The 18,715-nt window shown below is 60.2% G+C and carries 20 protein-coding genes; 4 read left to right on the top strand and 16 right to left on the bottom strand.

Annotation, left to right across the window (positions count from 1 at the left end; genetic code table 11):
• The first annotated feature begins 30 nt into the window (after positions 1–30).
• Genes RDA78_RS15880 through RDA78_RS15870 form a run of 3 tightly spaced genes read left to right on the top strand, consistent with a single transcriptional unit; the run spans position 31 to position 2,466 of the window.
• A complete protein-coding gene (locus RDA78_RS15880) occupies positions 31–1,104 on the top strand; it encodes a glycosyltransferase family 4 protein (protein WP_434050796.1) in 1,074 nt (357 codons plus the stop codon).
• Entirely contained in the window at positions 1,101–1,535 is a 435-nt protein-coding gene (locus RDA78_RS15875; protein WP_434050795.1) for a hypothetical protein, read from the top strand. Before RDA78_RS15880 ends, RDA78_RS15875 begins: the two co-directional genes overlap by 4 nt.
• Positions 1,504–2,466, top strand: a complete 963-nt coding sequence (locus tag RDA78_RS15870; protein ID WP_434050794.1) for a hypothetical protein — start codon at positions 1,504–1,506, stop codon at positions 2,464–2,466. Before RDA78_RS15875 ends, RDA78_RS15870 begins: the two co-directional genes overlap by 32 nt.
• A gap of 283 nt (positions 2,467–2,749) precedes the next feature.
• On the opposite strand, the gene RDA78_RS15865 is transcribed toward RDA78_RS15870, so the two are convergent.
• The 11 genes from RDA78_RS15865 to RDA78_RS15815 all read right to left on the bottom strand — a co-directional run bounded on the left by RDA78_RS15865 (position 2,750) and on the right by RDA78_RS15815 (position 12,234).
• The gene (locus RDA78_RS15865) at positions 2,750–3,175 is read right to left on the bottom strand and encodes a universal stress protein (RefSeq protein ID WP_434050793.1); all 426 of its coding nucleotides are present in this window, start codon (positions 3,173–3,175) and stop codon (positions 2,750–2,752) included.
• 71 nt (positions 3,176–3,246) lie between these two features.
• Entirely contained in the window at positions 3,247–4,260 is a 1,014-nt protein-coding gene (locus RDA78_RS15860; RefSeq protein ID WP_434050792.1) for an Ldh family oxidoreductase, read from the bottom strand.
• A 48-nt stretch (positions 4,261–4,308) separates the two neighbouring features.
• The gene (locus RDA78_RS15855; RefSeq protein WP_434050791.1) at positions 4,309–5,490 is read right to left on the bottom strand and encodes a UxaA family hydrolase; all 1,182 of its coding nucleotides are present in this window, start codon (positions 5,488–5,490) and stop codon (positions 4,309–4,311) included.
• Between the two features lie 12 nt (positions 5,491–5,502).
• The gene (locus RDA78_RS15850; protein WP_306143073.1) at positions 5,503–5,793 is read right to left on the bottom strand and encodes a UxaA family hydrolase; all 291 of its coding nucleotides are present in this window, start codon (positions 5,791–5,793) and stop codon (positions 5,503–5,505) included.
• Between the two features lie 10 nt (positions 5,794–5,803).
• On the bottom strand, positions 5,804–6,799 hold the full coding sequence (locus tag RDA78_RS15845) for a zinc-dependent alcohol dehydrogenase (protein ID WP_434050790.1): 996 nt from the start codon (positions 6,797–6,799) through the stop codon (positions 5,804–5,806).
• Complete coding sequence (locus RDA78_RS15840; protein ID WP_434050789.1) at positions 6,796–7,548, bottom strand: SDR family NAD(P)-dependent oxidoreductase; 753 nt, start codon at positions 7,546–7,548, stop codon at positions 6,796–6,798. The genes RDA78_RS15845 and RDA78_RS15840 overlap by 4 nt, the downstream gene beginning before the upstream one ends.
• 4 nt (positions 7,549–7,552) lie before the next feature.
• Positions 7,553–8,866, bottom strand: a complete 1,314-nt coding sequence (gene hisD / locus RDA78_RS15835) for a histidinol dehydrogenase (RefSeq protein ID WP_434050788.1) — start codon at positions 8,864–8,866, stop codon at positions 7,553–7,555.
• 7 nt (positions 8,867–8,873) lie between these two features.
• The gene (locus tag RDA78_RS15830) at positions 8,874–10,205 is read right to left on the bottom strand and encodes a TRAP transporter large permease (RefSeq protein ID WP_434050787.1); all 1,332 of its coding nucleotides are present in this window, start codon (positions 10,203–10,205) and stop codon (positions 8,874–8,876) included.
• Positions 10,206–10,216: 11 nt separating this feature from the next.
• Positions 10,217–10,732, bottom strand: coding sequence for a TRAP transporter small permease (locus RDA78_RS15825; RefSeq protein WP_319383235.1), 516 nt, complete (start codon positions 10,730–10,732; stop codon positions 10,217–10,219).
• Positions 10,733–10,845: 113 nt separating this feature from the next.
• On the bottom strand, positions 10,846–11,988 hold the full coding sequence (locus RDA78_RS15820; protein WP_434050786.1) for a TRAP transporter substrate-binding protein: 1,143 nt from the start codon (positions 11,986–11,988) through the stop codon (positions 10,846–10,848).
• A 30-nt stretch (positions 11,989–12,018) separates the two neighbouring features.
• The gene (locus RDA78_RS15815) at positions 12,019–12,234 is read right to left on the bottom strand and encodes a hypothetical protein (RefSeq protein ID WP_434050785.1); all 216 of its coding nucleotides are present in this window, start codon (positions 12,232–12,234) and stop codon (positions 12,019–12,021) included.
• A gap of 83 nt (positions 12,235–12,317) precedes the next feature.
• On the opposite strand from RDA78_RS15815, the gene RDA78_RS15810 reads away from it, so the two are divergent.
• Positions 12,318–13,409, top strand: a complete 1,092-nt coding sequence (locus tag RDA78_RS15810; protein ID WP_434050784.1) for a LacI family DNA-binding transcriptional regulator — start codon at positions 12,318–12,320, stop codon at positions 13,407–13,409.
• Positions 13,410–13,495: 86 nt separating this feature from the next.
• Here the strand turns inward: RDA78_RS15810 and RDA78_RS15805 are convergent, their stop codons facing one another.
• From RDA78_RS15805 to RDA78_RS15785, 5 genes are all read right to left on the bottom strand, one after another.
• Complete coding sequence (locus RDA78_RS15805; RefSeq protein ID WP_434050783.1) at positions 13,496–14,317, bottom strand: citryl-CoA lyase; 822 nt, start codon at positions 14,315–14,317, stop codon at positions 13,496–13,498.
• On the bottom strand, positions 14,314–15,507 hold the full coding sequence (locus tag RDA78_RS15800) for a CaiB/BaiF CoA transferase family protein (RefSeq protein ID WP_434050782.1): 1,194 nt from the start codon (positions 15,505–15,507) through the stop codon (positions 14,314–14,316). The genes RDA78_RS15805 and RDA78_RS15800 overlap by 4 nt, the downstream gene beginning before the upstream one ends.
• A gap of 28 nt (positions 15,508–15,535) precedes the next feature.
• The gene (locus tag RDA78_RS15795; protein WP_434050781.1) at positions 15,536–17,059 is read right to left on the bottom strand and encodes a tripartite tricarboxylate transporter permease; all 1,524 of its coding nucleotides are present in this window, start codon (positions 17,057–17,059) and stop codon (positions 15,536–15,538) included.
• Between the two features lies 1 nt (position 17,060).
• Positions 17,061–17,552, bottom strand: coding sequence for a tripartite tricarboxylate transporter TctB family protein (locus RDA78_RS15790; RefSeq protein WP_420333363.1), 492 nt, complete (start codon positions 17,550–17,552; stop codon positions 17,061–17,063).
• An 84-nt stretch (positions 17,553–17,636) separates the two neighbouring features.
• A complete protein-coding gene (locus RDA78_RS15785; RefSeq protein WP_434050780.1) occupies positions 17,637–18,617 on the bottom strand; it encodes a tripartite tricarboxylate transporter substrate binding protein in 981 nt (326 codons plus the stop codon).
• Positions 18,618–18,715: the final 98 nt, after the last annotated feature.

Genomic DNA, 18,715 nt, shown 5'->3' with positions numbered 1-18,715 from the left:
CAACCACGGACGCTCGGAATTGCCGCCATCATGACCGCCCAGTACCTAACTTCTCAGCACATAACGTTTTTCCCGGACTACAGGGCAACCAACCCGTATCAGACGCTGCTCTACGAAGCCCTGGAACCGGCTTTCCGCGCCGAACCGGGTTCGATCACCGACGCGTTGGAGCGGCAGGCCTTGGCATCAGACGGACCGAATCTGTTCCATCTGCATTGGGAACACGCCGTGCTCGTGGGAGCTGGAACACCGACATCCGTGGAGGAGTTTCTGAATGACCTGGGCCGGTTCCGTGAAACCGGTGGCAAGGTGGTCTGGACGATCCACAATCTTGCACCGCATGACACGCAAAAAAACACCGCGAACGAAGATCTTCAGACAGGCTTGTGCGAGCTTGCCGACATACTCCATCTCCATTCGCTCCACGCTCTGACCGCCGCACGGGCTGAAATGGCACTGCCTGAAAAAAAGACCCGGATCATCGCCCATCATAACTACGAAGGCGCGTATCCGGTCTATGCACGCAATTCCGCACGCGACGATCTGAACCTTTCGGCGGCGCGTCGGATTGTCCTGTCTCCCGGGCGGATCGCGCCGTACAAGCAGCCCGAAGAACTGGCAGAAGCCTTCCTGGCGTTTGCGCATCCGGATGATCGTTTGATCTTTGCCGGCGAAGTGGCGAGAAACTATGATTTAAAGCTGCCTGACGACGCGCGTTTGCTTTTTCGGGAGGGCTTTGCAACCCAGGAAGATGTCGGCAGGCTTCACGCCGCTGCCGACTTCGTTGTGCTGCCCTACCGCGCCTCGCTGACATCCGGTTCCGCCATACTCGCCGCAACCCTTGCTCGCGCGGTTCTCGGACCGGACTCGCCGGGGCTTCGGGACGTGATCGATCCTCCGAAGTCCGGCCTGATATACGAAGATGGCGCGCTCGCGGAAGCTCTGAAAAGTGCACTGGACGAAGACCCCGGAACGTGGACAGACCGTGGCCGTCACGCCGCCGCATCCGCTGCATCCCGCGACCGGAAGATGCTCGCCGCCACTTGGCAGGATGTGCTCTCATCGCTTACAAAGTCACCTTTCGGCAGGCTTGGGGCGGAATGAAAAACTTCTCTTTTCAAATAAGCTGGGGCGGCAAGAAGGAACCACAGGAACTGGATGCCCGCGAGGCCGCATGGCCGTTCAACAGTGATAGTCCCGTCATCAAGGGCGTTGCACGCTCGGACAAGGCGTTGTCGGTCATGCTGGTCAATCTGTGCGGCCTCGATTGGGAAGAGATCGAGCCGCTTCTGTCGGCAGCCGGCAAGGGGGCAGAAGACCAGGGCATGGTACCGGTGATTGTTGTGGACCTGACCGATCTTGTACCGCTTCAAAATGCCGGAATGGCTTATGATTCATTGCCTAATGTCACCGCAGGTGCATTGATGCAGCCCGAACTTGATTGGCGCGCCTATTTCGTCAGGCGGAAGGACCTGCTGATCGAAAAATGGCAGCCCGAGGCGATTGTCCATCTCGGCGACGACCGGGACTGGTGACACTGTGCTCGACCTGTCGACCTGCGATGCCATTTTCCTGAGCTTTGACGAGCCGAATGCCGATGTGCATTACAAGCGAGTGCTCGAGCTTCTGCCGCATGCAAAACGGGTGCATGGCGTTGAGGGCTTCGATGCAGCGCACCGGCAGGCGGGCGAAGTTGCTTCGAGCGACCACGTCATCACGATCGACGCGGACAACCTTCTGGTTGACGACCGGTTCTTCACCGGGAGATTTGACGTGTCGCCAAGGGACCGGGGCGCAGTTTTTTCCTTCAGCGCCCGTAACGTGTTGAACGCTCTGGAATATGGCAACGGCGGCGTAAAAATCTGGCCCCGCGAAACTCTGACAACGCTTCGCTCTCACGAAAACGCTCAGCGCCGGGAAGCCGCCGTCGACTTCTGCTGGACAACTCCCTATTTCCAGATCAATCGCGTCCTCTCCGAAGTGCACATGACGGCAACTCCGTTCCAGGCATTCCGGGGTGGATTCCGCGAGGGCGTGAAATTCAATCTGGCCGGCGGCATTCTTGCCTACGAGGCATGGCCTGATCTTCCGAAAAGCGAAGCGCTCTTGCGGCACATAGGCGCTGCGAACCATGAGCGCCTGAGGGTCTGGTGCAGCGTCGGGCTGGATACACCCAACGGCGACTGGGCCATTCTCGGAGCGCGCCTGGGCTGTGTGATGACGGCACTTGAAGACTTTGACCACATTCACGTTGCCGACTACGCCTGGATCGAAACGTTCTGGCGGCAGGAGGTCTTTCCGAAATGGAACGACGCCGATACGCGGCGTGACACGGTCGCGGAACTCGGCGCGCGCCTGAACGCGGAACTGGCACTGGAAATTGCCGATCTCAACGCTGAAGCTTCCCGCTTCATCAAGTCGACATATCGCCTGCAACGCGCATTCGGCATGACAATGACCGTCTAGGTGATGGACCCATAAATGAGGCCGGAATGGTTTGAGGCGGCTTGCTTCTCGTCAAGGCGCGGAAGCGCAGGAAATGTCCCTCATTTTCAAGCCTTTCGCAACGCCGAGGAGAAGCAAGCCGGTCAAATCCGAAGGACATGGAAATGGCTTCACCCCGTGGCGTCAGCGTGCTTGACCGGGCAGGAAGCCCGCTCCGCACACCCTTCCTAACGGGATTTCGCCATTTCGCATGCCATTTCAGTCTCATTTATGGGTCCATCGCCTAGGCCTTTGTCCGAAAGCCTTAACTGTCGCTGTCGCCGTCCCTGACAACAAAAACCGAGCATCCCGCCCTGCGCACGACCCGTGAAGCCGTCGATCCAAGGAAATAATCCTGTGCCGACGGGTGGTGCGATCCGACCAGGATCAGATCAATACCCGAAGTCTCGGCATGAGCGGCAATCTGCACGCCCGGTTTGCCGGTGACGACCTTGCAATTGATGCGTTCGTCCCCGTCAACTGCGGTCTTGAGCCTTTCTTCCACTTTCTGTGTCAGATGGTTGTCGATCTTGAGATCGACAAACTCGGAGACAAAGCCGGGAATGTTCTCAAGTACGGTCAAAAGAGTGATCTGGCCTCCCTCGGCCAGAAGGTGCCGCGCAATTTCAAGCTTCCGTTCGACAAGCGTTTCATGATCGAGCGCGACCGGAATGAGGATGTGTTTGTACATGCGAGTATCGTGCCTCCGTTTTCCTCTTGTGGCCGGATCGCTCCGGCGCGCGCCGGCAGACGCGTTCCCGGTCAGGCCTCGCCGGCCGCCAGTTTGCGCAGCGCGTCAATATAGCGAACCGGCACATCGATCCCGTTGGTTTTTGCCTCACGGATCGCGTCAGACCGTCGGCTGCCGGGCAGGCGTGCACCTTCCTGCGTTTCGATGAGCGCCAGTAGCTGTTCCAGCCGTTCTGCGAACTGACCGTCCTGCGGTCTCATGGCGATCAGAAACTGACCGACACCCGGGGACGGACCATCGGCCTTGAAGAATGAAGTTGCTTGCGAACTGAACGATGCTCCGGTCATGACGGATGCGAGGATTTCAACCATGAGTGCCAGGGCCGTGCCCTTGGCCTCACCAATGGGAAGCATCGTCCCGCCGAGCGCTTTCTCCGGATCGGTCGTCGGCTTGCCGTTTGCATCCAGCGCCCAGCCTTCAGGGATCGGCTTGCCGGCCTTGTGTGCGCTCATGACCTTGCCGCGCGCAACCCTGGAAAGGGAAAGGTCCATGACGAGCGGATCACGTCCCTCACGCGGTGCGGCGAATGCGATCGGGTTGGTGCCGAACACCGCCTCCTTCGCGCCAAAGGGCGCCATTGCAGCCGGCGTGTTGGCGACCATGATGGCGACAAGACCCTCCCGCGCGAGCCTTTCGACCTGCACCGAAAGGGCGCCACAATGATGCGAACGCGTGACACCCATCGTGACGCAGCCACAGGTCGGGGCCAACTCGATGCCTTTTTGCATGATCTCGTCCAGTGCGGGATAAGCAAAACCGAAGCCCGCATCCGCCAGAAGACTGCCGGTTCCTGTCTGGTGGATCTCGACGACCGCATCCGCCCTGATCTTGCCGGTTCGAACCTGTGCGGCGTAATCCTCGACACGGGAAAAGCCGTGCCCCACCTGTCCTTCCGCTTCCGCGGCAACGAGCGCCTTTGCAACGCAAAGAGCAATGTCGCCGGAGACACCAACACCGGTGAAGGCTGATTGTATCAGGCTGGTTGCCTCATCAAGGCTTAGTCGCTTGCTCGGTTCCACGGGCATTCCTCTGTCTTGCAGGCGGCCATCTGTCAGGCCGCCTGCGGACTGCAATCAGGCGCTGCGGTAGAGCTTGGTCATGGAGAATTCCCTGTGACCCAGCGCTTCGGCGGCCGTGTTCCGGCCGTTTGCGGTGCGGCGGATCATGTCGATCAGCTCATCACCCGCTTCATCGATCGTCATATCACGACGGAGAATGCCGGATACATCCACATCGACATGTTCGCTCATGGTGCGGACGGTACGCGGATTGGCCGTGATCTTGATGACGGGAACGATCGGATTGCCGACGACGTTCCCCTGCCCTGTCGGGAAGGTGTGAATGACCGCACCGCCGGCCGCCATCAAGGTCACGCATTCCGCTGCTGCGGACGAGGAATCCATGAAATAGAGCCCCTTGCCGGACTTCGGTGCTTCCGCGGGTTCCAGAATATCGATGTACTGCGATGTCCGGCCGATCTTCTCCAGGTTGCCAAGCGCCTTTTCCTCGATCGTGGTCAGGCCGCCCTCGATGTTACCCTTGGTCGGCTGGCTGTCGGAAAGGTCATCGGTCTGATGCGCGAAAATCACGTCGTCCTGATAGGCCTTCCACATCTTGTACCAGCGCTCGCCGACTTCCTCGTTGATCGCACGTTTCTGGCAGATGTGTTCAGCACCGGTGATTTCGGAGGTTTCGCCGAAGAACCCGGTGATACCTTCCGGCAGCAGCTTGTCGTACATGTTGCCGACGGTCGGGCATGATCCGAGACCCGTGGTTGTGTCGCTCTCGCCGCATTTCGTGGAAACCCAGATATCCGAGATGGAGCATTCCTCGCGCTGCAGCTCGGTTGACCAGTGCACGAATTCCTTCGCTTTCCAGGACGCCGCCCGGATGGTTTCGAAGTCACCGTTCTGCTCGATCGAGAACTCGGCCACCGGTTTGCCGGTTTCCCTGATCCCGTCGGCAATCCGCTTGGTCCAGCCGGGTTCGATGCCGATCACGACGACGGCGGCCACATTCGGGTTCGCTCCGGTTCCGATCATGGTCCGGAAGTGCAGTTCCAGATCCTCGCCGAACTGCAGGCGGCCATAGGCGTGCGGGATCGCAAGCGTGCCCTTCACATTGTTGGCAACCGCTTCACAGGCAGCATTTGAAATATCGTCGACCGGAAGAATGACCACGTGGTTACGCACGCCGACCCTGCCATTTTCGCGCCGGAACGCCTTGACCGTGATGTTTGAGTATTTGGAAGACATGGACACGGCTCCTTACCAGCGCTTGGTTTTGCAATTATGCGTGTGGACGTGGCCGCCCTTCGGAATCTCGGCGATGATCTTGCCGATGTCCTCGCCGTACTTGATGGCGGTGTCGCCGTCGTTCAAATCCTTCAGGGCGATCTTGTGCCCGATCGGCACGTCTGCGCCCGCCGTCAGCCGGAACGTGGAATTGTCGTGGGTGACACAGCACAGCATGTCGGTACCGGCGGTCAGGCCCTCCACGACGACCACACCGACATTGTCGGCGTGTTCATGGACGAGAAGGTGGGGAATTTCAGACATGAATGTCTCCTTAAGCGTCTGGTGTCAGTAGAATCTTCGGAACTGCGACATGACCCGCGCGCAGATCGGTGAAGGCGCGCAGCCCCTCCGATAGCGGACGGCTTTCAACCCAGTCGAGTGCGCCGAGCCGGCCATCGAACATGGCTGCTGCGGTATCGCGGAAGTCTTGTGCGGTGTAGGTGTACGTGCCGATAAACTGAATTTCCTGAAGGGTGATCCGCCTTATGTCAAGCCCGCCTTCGGCGGAACCAAGCCCGATATGGGCGATGACGCCACCGGGTTTGACGCAGGCCGATGCCGTGGCACGCGTGGCAGGATATCCAACGCCGTCCACCACGATGTCATAAAGGCCGCTCGCTTCCGCTTGGTCAGGGCTCAGAACATCCATGCCGCAGGTCGTCCGCAGAAAGCGCGCCCGTTCAGCGTTCGGCTCAATCAGCCGGACATTCTCGATGCCCTGTGCCTTGAGGCACAGTGCCGCCCCCAGTCCGATGGCACCACCGCCGATCGCAAGCGCGCACGCGTCCGCCGGGTCTCCGGAAAGCGCCTGTTTTGCCAGCCGAACAGCATGCCAGCCGCAGGCGATCGGTTCGGCAAGCGCGGCCTGCGCATCTGTGACGTGATCCGGCACGGTTACCAGATTGCTCTCGGGCATCGAGAGGAAATCAGCAAAGCCGCCTTCACGCGGCGGCATGGAAATGATCTGACGGTTGGCGCACAAGTTGTCCCGCCCGGCCAGACACGCTTCGCAGACACCGCAGCTCACCAGCGGATTGACAGTGACGCGCCGTCCGGATTGTGCACCGGACACCACCGTCCCCGCCACCTCGTGACCAAGGATAAGCGGTGCCGGGCGGCGTTCATCATGGCCGAGAAAGGCATGCATGTCCGACCCGCAGATGCCGGAATGGGCGACCCGGATCAGCACCTCACCTTCCGAGGGAACCGGATCGGCAACCTCCATGTAGGACTGGCTTTCAGGACCGGTATAGACAAGCGCTTTCATTTTGCGGTGAACCCTCCGTCGACCATCAGAACCTGGCCGGTCACATAAGCAGACGCGTCCGAGCAAAGAAACAGCAGCGGCCCGTCCATATCCTCCAGCGCGCCATTGCGCCCGATACAGGTTTGTGCGGCGTTGCGCTTCGCACGCTCGTTGTCGCCGAAGACGGCCGCCGTCAACTCCGTCGGGAAAAACCCTGGACCGATCGCATTGGCGTTGATGCCATCCTTCGACCACGCCTCGGCCATGGCCCGGGTGAGCTGGCCGATGCCTCCTTTCGAGGCGCCATACGCAATGCCTCCGGGAAACGCGCGCGTTGTCTGCAGGGACGCAAAGGTAACGATCCGGCCCCATTGCTTTTCCTTCATCGCAGGCACGAAGGCCTTTGACAGGAAGAACGGGACGGTCAGGTTCAGCGTCAGGGTGATGTCCCAGCCCTCGGGCGTGACATCATCGGCCGCCTCGCGCGTATTGATGCCCGCAGCATGCACCAGGATCTGCGGTGGTCCGAACGGACCGGCGATGTTTCCGGCAACTTTGGCAATGCTTTCACGGTCGGAAAGATCAGCCGTAACGGCTGCCGTCTGTCCGCCGGCTTCCCGTCTCCAGTCTTCCAGATCGGCAGATCGTCTCGCAACGCCGACAACGGACGCACCGGCCCGCGCAAGCGCGGTTGCTGCGCGTCGGCCAAGACCGGAACTTGCGCCGGTGACACAGGCCACCTTGCCGGAGACATCGAACAGGTTCGACATGCGCTCAGGCTCCCGGATCCGCTGTCAGATCGAACGTTTCCTGCGGGAAGTATTTCTTGAGCCGGATATCGGCCGTGCGGGCGTGGCCTTCCATCCCTTCAAGTCGGGAGATCCGCGCCGTCGCCTCCGCGATCGGCTTGGCACCGTCGCGCGTCGCACGCTGCCAGGTCACGATCTTCATGTATTTGTGGACCGAAAGCCCGCCGGTATAGCTCGCAGCGCCGGATGTAGGCAGCACATGGTTTGTGCCCGATGCCTTGTCGCCGAAGGCAACGGTCGTTTCTTCGCCAAGGAAGAGTGAACCGTAGCAGGACAGCCGGCCGAGCCACCAGTCGAGATCCTCGGCCTGGACCGTCAGGTGTTCGGGCGCATAGGCATCCGACGTTGCCGCCATTTCCTCGCGGGTGTCGCAGACGATAACCTCCGCATAGTCGCGCCATGCAGCGGTGGCATTGTCCCGGTTCACCTCCGGCAGGTCGTCGATTAGCTTCGGAACCAGCGACATGACCTCCTCCGCAAGCGACCGGGTGTCGGTCACCAGCCAGACAGGCGAGTTGTAGCCGTGCTCCGCCTGTCCGACGAGATCTGCCGCAACAACCATTGCGTCAGCGCTGCCATCGGCGAGGATCAGGCTGTCGGTCGGCCCGGCGATCATGTCGATGCCGACCCGGCCGAAGAGGATCCTCTTGGCTTCCGCCACGAATTGGTTACCGGGTCCGACCAGAATATTTGCCTTGGGCAGCCCAAAGAGACCGAATGTCATGGCCGCGACACCCTGAACCCCGCCCATCGCGAGGATCTTGTCCGCCCCGCACACCTTTGCGGCATGGATGATGGCGGGGTTGATGCCGATGCCGGGCCGTGGCGGCGAGCAGGCGATGATGTTCTTGCAGCCGGCAACCTTGGCTGTCGTCACCGTCATGATCGCGCTGGCGATATGACTGTAGCGGCCGCCCGGAATGTAGCAGCCCGCCGTTTCCACGGGGATGCTCTTCTGCCCGGCGATCAGGCCCGGGATCACCTCGACCTCGATATCCTGACAGGTCTCCTTCTGCGCCTCGGCGAACCGCTTCACATTGGCATGGGCAAACTCGATATCCCGTTTCAGTTTCTCCGGGACCTTGGCCGCCGCCTCCGCGATTGCCGCATCACTGAGCAGGATGTCGCCTTCATACTTGTCAAACCTGGCCGCATAGTCGAGTGCCGCTGCATCTCCGCCAGCCTCGATCGTATCCAGGATTTCCTGGACGATCTTGGTGGTCTCGGACGCGTCGGTCTTTGACGTCAGGACCGCTTTTTTCAAATACTCAACAGTCATGGTGAACCTACTTGTAAATGTCTGGAAGCAGCGTGGTGGAGAGCGCCGGCACATAGGCGATCAACAGCGTCACGAGCAGCATGAAGAAGACGAACGGAACAGCCTTCGCCGCGATCTTCAGGATCGACTCGCCAGTCAGGCCCGACACCACGAACAGGTTGAGACCGAGCGGCGGCGTGATGAAGCCCACACCGAGTGCAGTGATCATCATGATACAGAACTGGATTTCGTTCATGCCGATATTATCGGCAAGTGGCTTCAGGATCGGCGCCAGGATCACGATGTTGGGAGTTGTCTCCATGACGCAGCCGGCCGCGATCAGGATCAGGATCATCAACAGGATCAGAACCGCCGGTTCGTTGGTCAGCGATGTGACCGCGTAGACGAAGCCCTGCGGAACGCCGAGAATGGCGAGAGCCTGCGCGAGCGGCAGGGAAAAGGCGATGATCGGAACGATGACGCCGTTCACCTTTGCCGAACTTACAAGCATCGCCGGGAAGTCCGACAGCTTCAGCGTCCCCAAAAGGAACCCCATGCCGATCGTGATCATGACCGCCACGGCTCCTGCCTCCGTTGGCGTCAGGCGGCCGGAAAAGATGCCGTAGAAGATCACGCCCGGAACGATGAAGGCATACCAGCCGGACTTCAGCGCCTTGCCGAGGTTTGCAGCCCACTCGCCGAAGGTCATCAGCCCGCCGCCCTCATAGGCATAGATGCGGTTCATGACAATATTGGTCACGAGGATCGAGACCAGAATGGCGATGCCGGGTATCAGCGCGGCCAAGAACAGCGTCGAAGCCGAGATTCCGAGCACGAGGCCGATGATGATATAGGCAATAGAAGGTGGGATCAGGATGCCGGTACACGCACCGGCGGCGACCAGCGCACAGGCATAGGGGCGCGGATAGCCGCTTTCCACGAGCCGCTCAATGGTCATCCGGCCAACGGCTGCGGCACCGGCGGCGTCGGACCCGGAAATGGCCGAGAACATGCCGCAGACCAGAACCGTCGCGGACCCGAAACCACCCTTCGCCCAGCAGGTGAGTGCTTCGGCCACATCGAGAAACTTGCGGCTGAGACCGGTGCGCACGAGTACGTCACCCGTCAGGATAAACAGTGGGACAGCGGTCAGCGCGAAATGGTCAATCCCGTGAAACAGGCTTTCACCGACCAGCGAAAGCGGCAGGGCACCGGAGATCATGAGCATGGCGATCGCCGCAGCACCGATCGCGGCCCAGACCGGAACGGCGAGCGCGACCAGTACGACGAAGATCAGAACCGGGCCATAGAAGTCCCATCCCAGTTCGACGGTCTGTTGCTGAAGTTGATTCCAAAGCATGGCTGTCTCCCTCAGTCGAACAGTTTGTCGCCCTCGTAGACGGGACGGCCGTCACGAAAGTCTTTGATGTCACGAAGAAGGGACTGTGCCAGACGGAACAGCACCAGGGCGAAGCCGAAGGGAACGGCGGACAGGAACCAGACCTGGGATATCCTCAAGCCGTGGGTCACGGAGCCGAATTTCGCGGAAACGAGAACCGTTTCGAGCGACCAGTAGAAGGCAATGACGGCAACGAATGCCATGACCAGATCGCCGAAGATGTAAAGGACCGCTTTCACCCGCGGGCTGACATACTGCATGATCACGTCAATGCGAATGTGCCCGCGCTCCTTGACCGCCGCAGCAGCCCCGATCCAGGCGAGGTAGATGAAGGAATAACGGACGATTTCCTCGCCCCAGATGGATGAGTAGGCAAAGACCTCACGCCGGACCACTTCAATGAACATGGTCAGCACAAGCATCACGTAGAAGACCAGCAGGAGCCAGCGCTCACCGTTCCGGTCCAGGGCTTGAAGTACATTCGACATGGGGCACTCCTCTGCCGTTCCCATCAGAAAGGTCTGACGCGGTCATCGGGCGTGGTGATGTTTGAAAAGGGTATGGCCAGCGCCCGTCGGCGCTGGCCGGTCAACGCATCAAGTTAAGCGTCGTGAACGTAGTAGCGTCCCATCGTGTTGGCTGCTTCTTCCAGGCGTCCGAAGGCGTCCATGGACCCGGCAAGCTCTACCTTGAACTGATCCCATTCCTCGCGCTGGTATCCGCCGGCAGCTTGCCACTCAGCGAGTTGGTCCTCCGAAAGCGAGTGGAATTCCACACCCGACTTCACCAGTTCGGACATGGCGTAGGAGCGCGCAGCCGGTACCTTGGCCAAGTTCTGCTGGGCGGTGATCTCTCCTGCGAATTCGATGCCTTCCTGGACATCGGCCGGCAGTGAATTGAACCACTCCAGGTTCATGGAATACACCTGACTGTCCGGCACCGCCTGGGTGAAAGTGACGTGGCTCAGGATGTCCTTGAAGCCAAAGACGTAGAGCGCGCCGACCGACGGATCAAGCGCATCGGCAACACCTTGCTTGATGGCCGACGGCGTCTCGCCCCAGGCAACCGGTGTCGGGTTTGCGCCGACCATGCGGTAATACTGCTGCAGCATCGCAGATCCCGGAACACGGAATTTCACGCCTGAAAGGTCAGCCGGTGTGAGCACCTTGTTGCCGCCCTTGCGCACGGCCACGACGCGCGGGTCGATGACGACATAGAACAGCGCCTTGAAACCGGAGGCTTCAATTTTCGGGTGAACTTCCGTTTTCCAGGCGTCGGATGTCACGAGGTTCGTGAAGCGCTGGTTGGAACCGCAGAAATACGGCATGTTGATGAGGTCGACAGCCGATGCGAACGGAGCGAAGTTCGACAGGGAATGCTGTGCGGCCTGGATCGTTCCACCTTGAACCGCCTGCGCCAGCGCGCCACCGGCACCCAGTTGTCCGCCCGGTGCAAGCTTGACGTATACCTTGCCGTTGGTCGCGTTCTGGATGTTTTCCTTCAGGTCGAGCTGCATGATCGGATAGCTGCGCGACGCACCCAGCACATAGGCTGTGGCAAGCGTCATGATGTGATCAGCGGCCTGCTCGCGCGCCCGCTCTTCCTGTGCGGTCTGCGCCACTGCCGTGTCGGACCAAAGCACACCTGCTGCACCTGCAACGACAGCCGCCGTGAAACCGCCGGCACTGGCAAGCTTCAGGAAATTGCGGCGCTCGTGTGAGGCGAGATCATCTGTTTTCTTCATGTTTTCCTCCCAAAAATCCGAATAAGTCCATTATTCGCCGGTTCTTTTCTTTGCTTCTTTCTTCAGGACAGCTGCGGTGAACGCAATCGAGATGGCGAGCAGCAAAATCATTTCGCCAACGTTGCCAAGCAACGGCGTTCCACCAATTGAACCGATCGAAACATTGATTACGAAAGCGGCAAATAGGACGGCCGCAAGAGCCAAAAGCATGATCACCTCCCAACGATCAAATAACCCGGCTTTCAAAAATGTAAGCGCTTACATTTTTATTTGCAAGCAGAAAAAAGCGTTCTCTGAAAATGAAAATGCATGTAAGGGAGTCCGAACCTTTGACACGTGTCGCGTTTCAACGCTCAACTGGACCGATGGAAGAAGTCTCGAATTCACTGACCGGGGAAGTTCCGACGCTCGCTGATGTTGCCGCAACAGCAGGTGTCTCGACGGCGACGGTGTCCAGGTGTCTCAACACGCCGGACAGGGTCACCAAGAAGACACTGAAGATCGTCATGGATGCGGTCGATCAGTTGGGATATTCGCCGAATTACAGCGCGCGCGCGCTTGCGGCGGGACGCACCAATACGATCGGTGCGATCATTCCCACCATGGAAAACGCAATCTTCGCCCGTGGCATTCAGGCCTTCCAGGAAGAGTTGCAGCAAAACGGCTGTACACTACTCGTCGCCTCTTCCTCCTACCGGCAGGATCTTGAGGAAGAACAGATAAAAACGTTGACGGTCCGGGGCGCGGATGCCCTGCTTCTGATCGGCTATCAGCGCAATCCGCAAATCTACAATTATCTGGCAAAACGCAACATACCCACGGTGCTGACCTGGGCGTCCAATCCGGAAAAACGGCATCTGTCGGTCGGCTTCGACAACCGTCTCGCCATGCGCTCGCTCGCCGATCTGGTCTTGCAGAACGGCCATACCGTCATCGGCTGTGTTTCGGCCGACACCACCGCCAATGACCGGGCACGTGACCGCGTCAGCGGTATCCGCGATGCCATGGCCGCGGCAGGTCTGGACCCGTCGGATCTGATCGTCCAGGAAACGCAGTATTCGATTGAAAAGGGCGATATGGCCTTTCGCAGCCTCATGTCGCGGGAGGTTCGTCCGACCGCCGTCATGTGCGGCAACGATGTTCTTGCGGTCGGCGCACTCCGCGCTGCCACCGCCTTGAACATGAGCATTCCGGGCGATGTCTCGATCACAGGCTTCGACGACATTGAGCTGGCCAGCGTTGCACCGGTGCCGCTGACGACCGTTCACGTTCCCCATCGACGCATGGGTCAATGTGCGGCGCGTGCGCTCATGAGTGCAATCAACGGCGAACGTCCCGAAAGCGTGGAACTCCCGACCACGATCTGCCGCAGGAACACCCTGGGACCGGCGCCACATGCAGGCGTCGCAAGGAAGTCTTAGCCGACGCAGGCGATATGCATGTCCGATCGCGGCATAGGGCGCGGTGAAACGCCTTAGGCAAAGCGCTGGTTTTCAGTCTTCTGATGTCAGTCCCGGTCCTCGATCGGGTTCGGCCCCGTGTAGGTCCAGCGATAGGCAGGAGGTGTCGGTCCCTTGTTCCGTCCGCCCTGTTGCATCTGTTCCCAGGCATGGGCAAGCACGCCGACCGAGCGGGACAGGCAGAACAGACCGCGGGCGAGCTGTGGCGCAAACCCGAGCTCCGCATAGACAACCGCGGTCGCTCCGTCGATGTTCATCGGGACCGGATTGCCTTTCCGGCTATTGAGAATCTCCTGAACGGCTCTCCCGATGGCGGCGAACCGTCCGCTTACCGTCCCCTCCTCGGCAGCCGCATTGATAAGCCCAAGCAGCCTCGGCGCGCGCGGGTCTTCGGGCTTGTGGAACCGGTGCCCGAACCCGGGAACATACCGGCTCCGCTCCGCCTGCCAGCGGTCGATTTCCTGTGCGGCCGCGTCTTCAAGCGTGAGCCCGCCTTCAGCCGCCTCGTCGATCGAACAGTAGAGTTCCACGGCTTGCTCACCGGCGCCGCCATGCACATCGTCGAGCATGTTGACGGCCGACGCCATGGCGCCGTTCAGGCCGAGCCCACACGTGACCGCCATGCGCGCGGCAGCGATCGACGGCGCTTGCGGCCCGTGGTCAACCGCCGCCACCAGCGCACACTCGAGCAGCCTTGCCTGCCCGGCATCCGGGAGGTTGCCGCGTGTCATCAGCCAGATCATTTGGGGAAACGAAACATTGCCGATCAGCTCTTCGATCGGATGGCCGCGAAACCGGATCTGGCCCGGCACCATGTCGATGATCTCCGTCGACCACCAGTCGGAGACGTCCTTGCCCGATGAACTCATAACGCACCGTCTTTCTGCAACGCGACCAGCTCTTCTTCGGAAATGCCGAGGTCGCGCCAGATTTCGTCATTGTGCTCGCCGAGCAGGGGTGGTGGGTTGTCGACTTCCGGAGCCTTGCCATCGAGCTTGATCCCGGTTCGTGTGACCGTGATGTCGCGCCCGACACCGGGGACATTCTCGTAGGTGCCCAGGAAGCCCCGATCAGCAACCTGCGGCATCTCAAGCACTTCTGGAACCGTCAGAACGGCACCCGAGGGCACGCCGATGCAGTTGAGTTCCTTGGCCCAGTCACGCGCCGGCCGGGTTTTCAAGACAGTTTCCAGGTCCGCCTTGAGCGCCAACCTGTTCCGTTTCCGGTCTTCCCGGGTCGCATAGTCGGGCTGCTCACGCAATTCGCTCAAACCCAGGTGATCCGTCAGCAGCACCCACTGCTCGTCCTTGTTCGCGGCAATGTTGAGCAGGCCGTTGCCGGCCTCGAACGCGCCGGAGGGTGCGGAAGTGACATTCTCGTTGCCGTTGGCAGCCGGTTCGACGCCCGCGTTGAGATAGTTCGACACCACCCAGCCCATCGTTGCCAGAACGGCCTCCAGCATTGACACATCGATGAAACTGCCTCTTGGCGAGGCGTTCAGTGCCGCAGAAATGGCAAACGCTGCCGTGATCCCGCCGACCGTGTCCGCAACCGGGTAGCCGACCCTGAGCGGTGCGCTGTCACTGTCACCGGTGATTGACATGACCCCGGACGCACCCTGGATGATCTGGTCATAGGCCGGACGATGCACCCAGGGTCCGTCCTGGCCGAACCCGGATATGGCGCAATAGATGAGCTGCGGGTTTTCCTGTTTCAGCGTCTCGTAGCCGACGCCGAGCCGGTCCATGACACCAGGGCGGAAATTCTCCACCAGGACGTCGGCTGTCTTGATCAGCCTGAGAAAGAGTGCCTTCCCCTTCGGATGCTTGAGGTTGACCGTGACCGATTTCTTGCCGGCATTCTGGGCGAGAAACGAGACACCCATCCCCTTGTCATTCAGCTCCGGGTCTGCCCCGAGCTTGCGCGCCAAATCACCGCGGCCGGCGGCCTCGACCTTGATCACGTCCGCCCCCAGATGCGCCAGGTGGTGGCAGCAAAAGGGGCCGGCAAGCACATTGGTCAGGTCAAGGACCCTGATCCCTTCAAGCGGTTTCGACACCTGGCGCGTTCCTTGTTCCGGCCGTCAATCAATCCCCGTCGGCAACGCCTTCGGCGCGAAGCCGGGCGCGCCTGGCCCGGTATCCCGGCAGAACCACCAGGACAACTGCGAGGATCAGCAGTCCCAGCGTCATCGGGCGTTCCCAGACGAAACCAACACCGTCATAGAGCTGCATCGCGCGGGAGAAGTTGTTTTCAAGCAACGGCCCGAGAATGAACCCGATCAGCAGCGGTGCAAGCGGATAGTCGGCAAACCGGAACAGCGTCGCACAGATCCCGAACCCGACAAGGATCAGAAGTTCCGTCGCGTTGTTCTGCCCGATATACGCACCCATCAAGGTGAAGAACAGGATGAACGGGATCAGGTAATTGCGCGGAACTGCAAGAACTTTTGCGATATAGGGGATCAACGGCAGGTTCAGGATCAGCAGAACCAGGTTGCCGAGATACATGGAGATGATCACGGCCCAGAAGATCTGCGGTTCGTCCACCATCAGGCGCGGGCCCGGGCTGACATTGAGCGCGATCAGGGCCCCCAACAGGATTGCCGTGGTGCCGGAGCCTGGAATGCCGAGGGTCAGAAGCGGCACGAAAGATCCGGTACAGGCGGCATTGTTGGCGCTTTCCGGCGCCGCGATGCCCTTGACCGAGCCCTTGCCGAACTGCTCCTGCTCTTCCTTTGAGGCGATGTTGCGCTCAACGGCATAGCCCAGGAACGACGCGATTGTGGCACCGGCACCCGGCAGGACACCGATGAAGAACCCCTGCAGCGATTGGCGCCCGATGACCGGCGTAATGCTGCGGGCTTCTTCGCCAGTAATACGCAGATTCTTGATCTTGCCGCTATCACTGCCGTCCCCGGTCTTGGAGCGGTTCGGGTCAAGCACCAGAAAGATGGCCTCCGGCAGCGCGAACATGGCCATGGCCAGCGTGATGAAGCCGAAGCCCGACTGCAGGTCCATGACGCCCATGGTGAAGCGTGGCGCATTGAAGAGCACGCCCTCCCCGACCGTTGCCATCATCAGGCCGAGGAACGTCATCAGCAGGGCCTTGCCCACCTGTCCGGTTCCAGCAAAAGCGGCGATCGCCGACAGGCCGACAACCATGAGCGCGAAATATTCGGATGAATGGAACAACAGCGCGACGGAAGCAAGCGCAGGCGCAAACACCATGAGCAAGACCGCGCCGATCGTGCCGCCGGCAAAGGATGAAATGGCTGCAACTGTCAGGGCCTTGCCCGCCTGCCCCTTGCGCGCCAGCGGATAGCCGTCGAAGGACGTTGCAACGGTGGAGGCAACACCCGGTGCGTTGATCAGGATAGAGGATGTCGATCCGCCGAAAACCGCACCGTAATAGACACCCGCCAGCAGGATCAGGGCGGCGGACGGATCGCCGATCGTGATCGCGACCGGGATCATGATGGCGATGATCGACATTGGACCGAGGCCCGGCAGCATGCCGATGAAGGTGCCGATCAGACAACCTCCGACAACCATCATGATGTTTGTAAACGTGAAGGCCGTGGAGAGGCCGGTCAGAAGTCCTTCAAGCATCTCAGCCCCCGCTCACGAAAAATGGGAAAGGACTCAGGAAGATCCCGAGTACCACATCCACCAGGTACCAGACCGTCCCCGCCGCGATGGCGGCAACAAGCCCCATTGTGATGTAGCGTCGCTCTCCAAGGATAAAGCTGCCAACTGTCAGGAACAGGAATGTGGCAGCGAGAAAACCAAGGGGTCTCAGCAGCAGCGCATAGGCAACCATCAGGGCGAGCAAGAGCACTGCCTGGCCGACCTTGTATTCATGCAGACGCGACAGGTTGATATCCGCTGCATCTTTCTTTTCGGGAGATTTCTCAAGTCCCAGCAAAACGGACAGGGACAGCAGGATCCCCCCGATCACCAGAACCTTCGGAAAGCTCGATGGCCAGATCGGACTGCGCTTCATGATCGGCGGCAGCAGCGCGTCCATGGTGAAATAGGCTGCATAGCCATAGGCCAGACAGATCAGCAGGATGACTAGGGCCAGCCAGCGGTCGAGCGCCATCGTTCCCCCCCAGGATTTTGTGATTGGTTGACGCGTCCGGGCGAACCCGGACGCGCATATCGTCTTATCGGTGTGAACCGGGACTTAGAGGAAGCCGAGCTGCTTCATAAGATCGCCAATCGTCTGTTCCTGCTGTTCCAGGAAAGTGCGGAAATCATCGCCCGGGTTGTGGATGTTGACCCAGCCGTTGCGTGCACGCACTTCTTCCCACTCCGGGGTGTCGTACATCTTGGCGATCGCGCCCTGATAAGCAGCCAGCTTGTCAGCTGGAAGGCCCGGTGCAGCAAAGAAACCGCGCCAGTTGACAAAGGTCGTGTCATTGCCCTGCTCGACCATGGTCGGTGCATCGGCATAGGCGTCCACGCGCTCAGGCGAGGTCACGCCGATGATGCGGACTTCACCGGCCTTCGCCAGTTCAACGGCCTCGGAGAAGCCGGTGGAAACAGCCTGGACTTCGCCTGAAAGCAGGCCGGCCATCGTCTTGCCACCGCCATCATAAGGCACGTATTTCAGCGCAACCGGATCAGCACCAGCCGCCTGGAAAACCATTGCGGCAACGAGGTGGTCCATGCCGCCCGGAACAGAACCGCCGCCGACAGCAGTTCCTGCCGGATCTGCCTTGAAGGCTTCGATCAGACCATTGACATCCTGAATGTCGCTGTCAGCAGGCACCACAAGCGCTGCGTAGTCACCGATCGTGCCGGCAACCAGGGTCAGATCACGGAAGTTCTGCGGGAACACACCTGTCAGCGAACGGATCACGATCGGGGTCGAGTTGACCATGAGCGTGCCGTGGTTGCTGTCGGCGTTTTCGATCAGGTAACCGATGGCCTTGCCGCCACCGCCACCGGACATGTTTTCATAGGATGCGGATCCGACAAGACCGGCTTTGGTCAGGGCTTCGCCCGTTCCGCGCGCGGTTCCGTCCCAACCGCCGCCGGCACCACCCGGGATCAGGAAGTGAATGCTGTCGACGGCTTCGTCAGCAAAGGTCGGTGTTGCGAATGAAAGAGACGCGGCAGCAGCCGCAAGAACGACCCGGCGGGTCATCTTCATAAGTGTCATAATATCCTCCCAGACACGCAGAGGCTTCACGAGCCTCTTGCAAACCACAAAAGAAGTGGGAAAGCTGACAGGAACCTGTCACGTCATCAAAAACATTG

Origin of the sequence: Roseibium sp., from assembly GCF_051016195.1 — a bacterium.
In the GTDB taxonomy this organism is placed as follows: domain Bacteria; phylum Pseudomonadota; class Alphaproteobacteria; order Rhizobiales; family Stappiaceae; genus Roseibium.
The sequence above is the reverse complement of the archived record's forward strand: the minus strand, read 5'-3'. Positions and strand labels throughout refer to the sequence as shown.